Origin of the sequence: Thermogemmatispora sp., from assembly GCF_019683635.1 — a bacterium.
In the GTDB taxonomy this organism is placed as follows: domain Bacteria; phylum Chloroflexota; class Ktedonobacteria; order Ktedonobacterales; family Ktedonobacteraceae; genus Thermogemmatispora.
This window is the reverse complement of sequence record NZ_JADGIA010000221.1, coordinates 1-8082: the sequence shown is the minus strand read 5'-3', so window position 1 is coordinate 8082 and position 8082 is coordinate 1. Positions and strand designations below refer to the sequence as shown.

Sequence of the window (8082 nt, the reverse complement as noted above, 5' to 3'; positions counted from 1 at the left end):
GAAGCCGCCTGGCCAAGACTGCGCTGGCGCTGGCAGAGTGAAGCCGCCTGCCTCCAGGAGTGCGCTCAGAGTGCAGAGCGGGAAGCCCACGACGTTGAGGTAGCAGCCGGCGATGCGTTCAGGCAGCTGAAAGTCGGGGTTCTGAATGCCATAGGCGCCAGCCTTATCGAGCGGGTCGCCGCTGGCAATATAGGCCTCGATCTCCTCATCGCTGTAGGCGCGCATCAGGACCGGCGTCACACACTGACCGCTCCTGATCAGGGCCGGCTTCTGGCCCTTGTAAGTACCTGACGCGCTGGCCTCGTCTCCGCTCATCGGAAAGGCAACGGCCACACCTGTAATGACCTGGTGCCAGCGTCCGCGCAGCCGGCGCAAGATAGCTCGGGCGTGTGCAGCATCGCGAGGCTTCCCCTGAGAGATTCCATCGAGGATGACCGTGGTATCGGCGGTCACTACGAGGCAGCCAGCAGCCTCGGGCAGGGCCAGCGCGGCTTCTGCCTTACGCTCGGCCAGCCAGCGCCCTAACTCCTCAGCAGGACCATCGTAGCGCGCCTCAAGCTCCTCTTCGTCGAGAGGGGACACTGCCACCTTGAAAGGCAGGCCCAGCTGCGCTATCAGCTGACGCCGGCGTGGCGAAGCCGATGCCAGCAACAAGACTGGTAGCCGCTGGCTACCCCCGTTCCCTTCACTAGTCCTCTTGTTGTTCATGCCTGCCTCTCCAGAATTGCAATGCATTCAATGTGACTGGTCTGAGGGAACATATCCAGCGGCTGGACCGAGAGCAACCGGTAGGTGGTCTGACGCCGACAGAGGACCTGCAAATCGCGGGCTAGCGTCGATGGATCGCAGGAGACATAGACGATCCTCGTCACGGGATGCTGTAGCAGCGCCTCCAGGACCGCCTCCTGACAACCGGCGCGCGGCGGGTCAAGCACCAGGCCATCGAGTTGACCGGCCAATGTGGGCAAGAGGTGCTCCACCTTACCTTTCAAGATCTCAACATTGTTAACATGACGCAGGTTCCACTGAGCATCTTCAATAGCGCTTGGCGATTCCTCGATGGCGTAGACTCTGGCGGCGTAGCGTGCCAAAAGCAGCGCGAAAGTGCCCACGCCACAGTAGGCGTCGGCCAGGACTGGTCGGCGCTCAGACGCGGCGGGCGCAGGCAACGCCTGGCTCTGCCCAAGGGAAGAGGCGCCGACGCTGACAGCGGCCCTCTCCTGGAGTAGACCCTCAATAACCAGGCGTGCCATCTTCTCTGCCTGGGCCGTGTTGGTCTGGAAGAACGAGCTGGGACGAATGCGGAAGGTCTCGCCCGCCAGGCGCTCCTCAATAGCCTGGGTGTGTACCTCAATACCGGCCTGGCTCAGCTCCTCAGCAACCGCCGGCGCTGGGGCTGGCTGCATGAGCACCTGGCCCGTGGCAGCACCACAGCGTACCAAAACCTGGGGGCGCGGATTAACGTGACGAGCCAATACTCCCAGAACAGTATTGATCCGCTCATGGGCGATGGGGCAGGAGCTAAGCGGCAGCACGCGATGGCTGCCGCGGGCAGTCAACCCAGGCTGACCCTCGCGATTGACCGAAAAGCGCATGTGATTGCGATAGTGCCAGGGTACATCGCATGGCTCTGTGGCGCGCACAATCTCGCGCAGCTCCAGGGCATCGAAGCCGCCAATCTCGCTCAGCAAAGACACGACCACCTCGCGCTTCCAGGCCAGCTGAGCATCGTAGCGCATATGCTGTAACTGGCAGCCGCCACAGGTGCCGAAGACCGGACAGGGAGCGGGCACCCGCAGAGGAGAGGCTTCGTGAATAGCGCTGATCCAGACGCGCGGGGGGGCCTGCCGGCGAGCACGCCGCCGACGGGCAGACGGCGCTGGTTTCTCGATAGCGATCGTCACACGCTCGCCCGGAAGACCGGCGGGCACCTCCACGACCCGGGACCGACTGGTGGGCGCCTCGCCTGTCCCGCTCGCTTGCTCGTCAGGAATCTCCGCCTGAGCCAGGCCGGAGCGCGTCAGTGGCCCCAGGGTCACCGTATGGTAGGTCAGCGAACGCTCTACCTCCATCATCGCTGTTTCCTGCGCTCGTTCAAAATCTCGCGTGCAGCCTGCACACTGGGCAGGCGCTGATCGATCTGCTCAGCCTCTTCTAAAAAGCGCTGGGCCTGGCGCAGATCGCCTTGCTCGGCCAGAACCATCGCCAATAGCGCGCGCAGATGAGCCGACTGGGGGAGCTGTTTCAAGCCCTCCTCCAGCACGGCGCGCGCCTCTCCAAACTGCTGTTCCTCGACAGCCAGGTCCACCAGCTCGCTATAGGCTTGCAGATCGGCAGGATTATAGCGGAGAGCGCTCCGCAGGCTCTCGCGAGCCTCCGCCCTTCGATCGAGGGCGCGCTGGGTATGGCTCAAAGCCAGCCAGATACCGGGGTAATCGGGGCTGAGCGCGGCAGCCCGCTCATAATGCTGCAAAGCTTGTGGCTGGTTGCCGCGTGCACTGGCAATCGTTCCCAGCGTTGCCTCGATAATGGTCTCCTCTGCCCGATTAGGATTGAGTGCCCGAGCCTGCGCCAGCAACTGCTCTGCCTCCTGCAGGGCCTCTGGCGGAGGCAGCGGGGCTGCTGTATGCTGCAGCTTCATCTGCGCCAGAAGCGCGTAGCCCAGGGCCGTCGGACGCAGAGCCAGCGACTCCTGCATATGCTGCTCGGCCAGCTCATCGAAGCGGCGGCTCCGCTCCTTTAAGCCCTGCTGCTCCAAAAGGGTCGCCAGACTATCCTCGGTCATTGCCAGCTCGCGCAAGGCATCGGCGCGGCGACCTGGAAAGCGCTGGGCTAGACGCTCCAGGTAGACCATCCCGCGCTCACCGTTGCGGAGAGCGGCGGCATGGTTATAAGCATTCTCGACAATCTGCTGGTCGAGTGGAAGGCGCACCATCAGCGCATCTTCATAGTGCATAGCCTGCGTCAGGCGGCGTGTGATCTCTTCGAGCAGTACCTGCGGATCAGGACGGTCCAACAGCGAAATGCTCTTCAGCAAAGCTTCGCGCTGTTGCATTGAAATCTCGCGGACGCGATCATCGTGCTCCTTAATGCGCTGTTGCAGCTCTGGAAGCGGTAGGCCCTGAGCGCGGGCGCCCTCATCGGTCATCGAGTGAATGCGCCAGGCCTCATCCTGGCGTAGCAGCGTATAGCTCGTCCAGAACCAGTGTCGGCCTGTTTCCTTATTTACCGCTGTTCCCATTGCCATCTCTGGCAAGGTGCCGCTCAGGGGCGTCTCACTCAGCTCCAATGACCAGCCGATCTCGACTAGCTTGCGGGGGCCGCGGCTGGAGAGTGTGCTGCCGGGCAGCCAGAGGCCGCTTTGTGGCTGCTCGCTTTCGGTCACGAAGCTGACCGTCAGGCGGGCAGGATGCGCCTCGTTGGCCCAGGCGCGGCGGCGCTCAACCCACTCCTCGCGGCTTAACCCCTCGCGCAAAGGACTCTGTGGTGTCAGCAAATCATAGGCCAGCCCGAAGTCTCCCAGCGACCAGGCGCCGATAAAGGTGAGAACCAGCTCTTCCGGGTCCAGGTCTGGCTGAATGAAGGTCAGACCGCGATCCTGGCCGGCCTCAGCCTCGGGGGCCTCCAGGACCAGCTGGCGGATCAGCGGCAGGTGATAGCGATAGCTTTCCGGCAGTTCCTGCCCGCGCCAGCGGCTCACCCCCAACGCCTCTTCCAGCAAGCGGCGGCCCTCGGCCAGTGTACACTCGCTAAAGCGCGCCTCCTCCAGATGGCTCATCAGCTCGCTAAGGCGGGCCTCAATGCGGCGTTTGCTCGCGTGCTCGACGATACAGTCGCGTACTCCCTGCTGCCAGAAATCCAGCGCGAGCACGATCAGGCGGGCCTCGTCATAGTCGTAGCCATCTTCCCAGCAAAGGAAGAGCTGGACCTCACCCCGCTCGCGTGTCTCTGACAGCAGCCCTTTCCAGAAGCGTGGGGGACGGCTCTGAAAGGCTGTCGGCTGTTCGCGTGGTGGCTGCCATTGAGGATAAATGCGGGCTCCTTCCAGGCGAATCAGCGAGCGCCTGGCCTCCTTGCGACACTCCTTCTCGGGGTTGTAATGATAAAGAGCCTGCAAGAGATCGGCAGCGTCCTGGGCACTCCAGCGAGGCCCTCCTGCAGAGGAAAGCGTCTGCAGTGTTTGTGACTCCGGGGACTGCTCCCTTATGGCGGGTCCCGGCGATCCCTGCGCCAGCTCTCGCGTGAAAGCAAGCTGGACGCTCGTGGGAGCGGAAGTAATAGGCGCCAGAGCAGTCTCCGCCTCCTGTTGACTCTGACTGCTGCGGAGCTGCCTGGCCAGATCAGGGACCTGTGCGAGCAGGCTCTGGAGACGAGACTGGTCCTCCGCAGAGACCGGGCTGGCAATTTCTTTCTTACGTGCCATATGAGTAGTATTCTGCTCCTCCCCTCGCAGCGACATACCTCTGTCTCTGTTGGGAGGATTGTATCACGTCCGGGCATGAGGCGTCGAGACCTCATCTACTGGCAGCCAGGCAGGCTGACCCGGCGCCGCCCCCAGAGAGCAACGTCGCAACTGAGCTAGCCTGACCATCGTGACTGTCGCTGCAATGGCAAAGCTGGGAATGAATCAACCCCCGGCAGGCTCGACAACAGCCCTGCCCCCGCTGGCTGCAAGGCTGCCCGTCCGCTCAGAGCTGGTAGAGGTCGCTGCTCGACCAGTCCAGGGAACGGCTCCCCGGAGCCAGGACGCTGGGAGGGGTGCTGCTCGCGCCCGGGTGCGGTCGCCTTTTGTCGCTGGCGAGCTATCTGCAGCACAAAGAGTGGAAAGGCCGCGCAGTAGAAGTAAGATGAGAGGCTGCGCCAGGCGAAGAAGAGCGGCACCACAGCCAAAAAGAAGGCCGCCTCTGGCCGTGTGCGGCAGATCTGCCAGTACCAGACCAGTGAGGCCACCATAGCCGCCAGCTCAAGAGCCAGGTAGACCTTTTCAGGGAGATAGGGGATCAGGTGCGTGGCGCTCAGATTAATAATCCCGACCCCGAGTGGAAACATTGGATCGTTGAGAGGGGCCAGCACGCCGGAGACGAAGGCTCCGGGGTTCCAGACAATAAACGGGAGATTCACCACCAGGGCCGTCAAAGCAGCAATCCCCAGGCGGCGCAGTGCCTCCCGCGGCTGATAAAGGCGCCAGGCCATAATCAGATAGAAAGGCGTCGAGAACCAGGCTGGTTGCTTTGTAGCGATGGCCAGTCCCAGCAAAAGTGCCGAGAGCCAGCCGCGCTCGCGCAGCAGCCAGGCGAGCAGCAGTAGCAGACAGCACAAAATATCGAGATTCGCCCCTGTTGTTGAGGCCCACATGGGGACATTGGCCAGACTGAGAAGCAAAACCCAGGGGCGCAGCTCCTGGCGAGCCACGCGCCAGCCAATTGCCATGATCAGCAGATAGCTCAGCAAATACAGAGGGAGCACATTCACATCGCGTAAAGGAGAATGAAGTAGCACAAAGGGAACAAGGGTCAGGAAAGAGAGCGCGGGATAGCTCACCTTGCCCTCGAACTCAGGAGCCTGGCCGGTTTTGAGAGCTGCCGCGAAAGCAGCGGCCAGCTCAGCATCCGAAGGATAGTCCAGGCGGTTAGCAAAGCGGCCCTGGCGCAAAGGGGTGGTCCACTCGGGCTGGATCGCAAAGGTGCGCGCAATACTCACAAAGTTCGAATCGCTATAGGGATTGCGCCCCGCGAGCAGGAGTGCAGCGGCGTTGGTGTCCAGGGTTGTGCCATCGTTGGAGAATTCGGGAGGGAGGAAGCACATCACCACCCCACGACCTAGCTCTATTACGCCTGCCACGCTTGTCAACAGGATAAGGATGAGAGCGATGCGCTGCCAGCGGCGTGGAAAAGGTTGACTCAAGGTCCGCGGCTGTGGCCGCCGCGGCAAGGGGCGCAGAGCCATCAGCATGGCGGCGAAGCTGCCCAGAATCAACCCCAAAGGAATGAGCGAGCCGTAGGGGAGCAGGTAGGGCATGTAGAAACGGTGATCGATCTCGTTGAGCGCTTGCAGGATCAGGGCGATGCCGATCCAGACAGCGCGCTCCTGCAGGGCGCGGACCATGTAGTTGTCGGGGCTTTGATCCTCACTAAAGAAGAACCGTAACCAGCTGCGTTTGGCTGTGGTGGTGGCCTGCGTGGCCTGCTGCTCGCACGCCTCCAGGGACGGGGGCAGTAGGGATGGCTGCACCATAGCGTTCCACTTCCCTCCTGATACTGATGTAAGGCAAGCCTGTTGTATACTCGTGCGTATGACAGGACCACTACCCAACCGGCACCGGGAACCTGTGGGAGACGGCCTAGTCTGTTCTCGCGCCTGCTGCACTGGCCAGGCAAGCGAGCCAGTGGAATCAGGACGGCCAGAGAACGGGCGGGGCAGGGCTTTCTCAGATGTTTCCCCAGCCTGAGTCTTACAACGAAGAGGAAGAGCCGGGCGTCACAAATTGGCGTGAGGCTGGGGAGGCCGCTTCGTCTTGCAGAGATCTGGAGGTTAGTAAGCAAGCGAGCAAGCAAAGAAAGGGAAGCAGGTGGCGAAGGGCCACCGCTGGGCTAGAGGGAAAGGCGATAATATAGCTCGCGGTGCTGCAGCTGGAAGCCCAGGGACTCATAGAGGCGAATTGCGGGCCTGTTCTCCTCCCAAACGTGCAGGTCCAGCGCCTCCAGTTGCTCCTCTTGGCGAGCAAAGTCAATGATATACTGGAGCAGGCGGCGGGCGAAGCCCCGCTGTCGATATTCCGGCAGCACCACCACCCGGCGGATATAGCCGGTGCGGCTCCCTTCGCTGCCATCGGCGGGCGGCAACATCAGCTCTGCCTTAGCCACGGCTCGTCCCTCCAGCTCCCCAAGAAAAATCAAGCCGCGTTCGTGCGTAGAGGGATCGACCGAGCCGAAATACTTCTCCAGCTCACGATGAATATTGCGCGTGGGCGAGGTGCCGAAGCGATCCAGGTATTCGATGCTCTGGATATCCTCCGCACAGGCCAGGCGAATCACAAGGGGGGTGGCGCGCTCCTCTACCATAGGTGACCGATGAACACTAGAGTTGCTCTCGCGGCGCGACTAGCGTTGGGCATGCCTGGCCTTTCTGCTCTGCCGTTCTCGCTCGTCTTCTGTCTTCTTGCGTGGCAGCAGCAAAATAGAAACCAGAGCATAGCCTGCGCACCCCAGGAGCATCAAGGCGTAAATGACATCTTCGGTGCTGGTGCGATTCGCCAATTGCCAAAGCCCCCACCACAGAAACGCCGCAAATACGAGAAACAGCAACACCGTGCTGAGAATAGTCTTGCTCATAGCCTCACGGTCCTTACGTACTGGTCAGCTGGCTGCTTGCCGCTGCCTGGCATTCCCCTTGTGCTGCAGGAGCCGACTGGAGCATGAAAAAAACGCATCTCACTCTGGGCGGCCTCGTGGCTGGTGCACCTGATCTGGGCCGTCTCGGAGTGGGCGGGTCCGCCGCCAGCCAGCGGCAAATACTCGCTAGTATTGTAGCATATCCGTCCAGCGGACTGCCAGCCGCTCGCGCTACCGGGTGGGTCTGAGCTGAGAGAGAGAGGGAGCTAACGACGGCTGGCCAAGAGGCGTAAAGCGCTCTCTTGGCCCTGCGCCAGGGCCAGGTGCACTCGTCCGCCTGTGAAAGCATCGCCGCTGAAGAACAGCCCATAGGGGGCGCTCACTCTGTGCAGGGCTTCAACATCCAGCAATGTTCCTGGTTCAGGAAGGGCCAGGGGCCAGCGCTGGACATCGTAGAAGTGTGGAGCTGGCAGGTGCTGTCCGAGCAGAGCCGAGACCAGGGTTGTCGTTGCTGCAGCCAGGGCCTGCTTATCCCATGACCAGTGCGCCCGGCTGTAGTCAGGCGCGAGCTGAACGATCAGCAGCGTCCAGGCGGGAGGGACCCGTTCGGGACTTTTTTCCTCCTCGCGTGCTAGCCAGGAGATAGGGTGAGCTTTATCGCTATTGACCAGGGCATAGTAAGGGGTGGGTGGGAGCGCCTCCCGTGGCCAGGCCAGAGCGAGGGACAGCAGGGGACGGTAGCGAGCACGGC

Annotated in this window: 7 protein-coding genes; all 7 read right to left on the bottom strand. The window is 62.1% G+C overall.

The annotated features are described in order from the left end of the window. The coding region (locus IRZ31_RS18375; protein WP_297156327.1) for a Maf family protein at nucleotides 1–708 on the bottom strand (708 nt) is incomplete at its 3' end. Then, nucleotides 705–2075 carry a class I SAM-dependent RNA methyltransferase gene (locus tag IRZ31_RS18370; protein WP_297156325.1) on the bottom strand — a complete coding sequence of 457 codons (1371 nt, stop codon included), beginning with the start codon at nucleotides 2073–2075 and terminating at the stop codon, nucleotides 705–707. The genes IRZ31_RS18370 and IRZ31_RS18375, both read right to left, overlap by 4 nt. Continuing rightward, nucleotides 2072–4423 (bottom strand): tetratricopeptide repeat protein, encoded by a 2352-nt coding sequence (locus tag IRZ31_RS18365; protein ID WP_297156323.1) that lies wholly within the window; start codon nucleotides 4421–4423, stop codon nucleotides 2072–2074. Before IRZ31_RS18365 ends, IRZ31_RS18370 begins: the two co-directional genes overlap by 4 nt. Before the next feature lie 155 nt (nucleotides 4424–4578). Further along, nucleotides 4579–6234 carry a glycosyltransferase 87 family protein gene (locus IRZ31_RS18360; RefSeq protein WP_297156321.1) on the bottom strand — a complete coding sequence of 552 codons (1656 nt, stop codon included), beginning with the start codon at nucleotides 6232–6234 and terminating at the stop codon, nucleotides 4579–4581. A 356-nt stretch (nucleotides 6235–6590) separates the two neighbouring features. Further along, nucleotides 6591–7061: a GNAT family N-acetyltransferase gene (locus tag IRZ31_RS18355; RefSeq protein ID WP_297156319.1), complete on the bottom strand. Its 471-nt coding sequence runs from the start codon at nucleotides 7059–7061 to the stop codon at nucleotides 6591–6593. A gap of 39 nt (nucleotides 7062–7100) precedes the next feature. After that, on the bottom strand, nucleotides 7101–7331 hold the full coding sequence (locus IRZ31_RS18350; RefSeq protein ID WP_069801374.1) for a hypothetical protein: 231 nt from the start codon (nucleotides 7329–7331) through the stop codon (nucleotides 7101–7103). A 266-nt stretch (nucleotides 7332–7597) separates the two neighbouring features. Then, nucleotides 7598–8082: FAD-dependent oxidoreductase (locus IRZ31_RS18345; RefSeq protein ID WP_297156316.1), on the bottom strand; the 485-nt coding region annotated here is incomplete at its 5' end.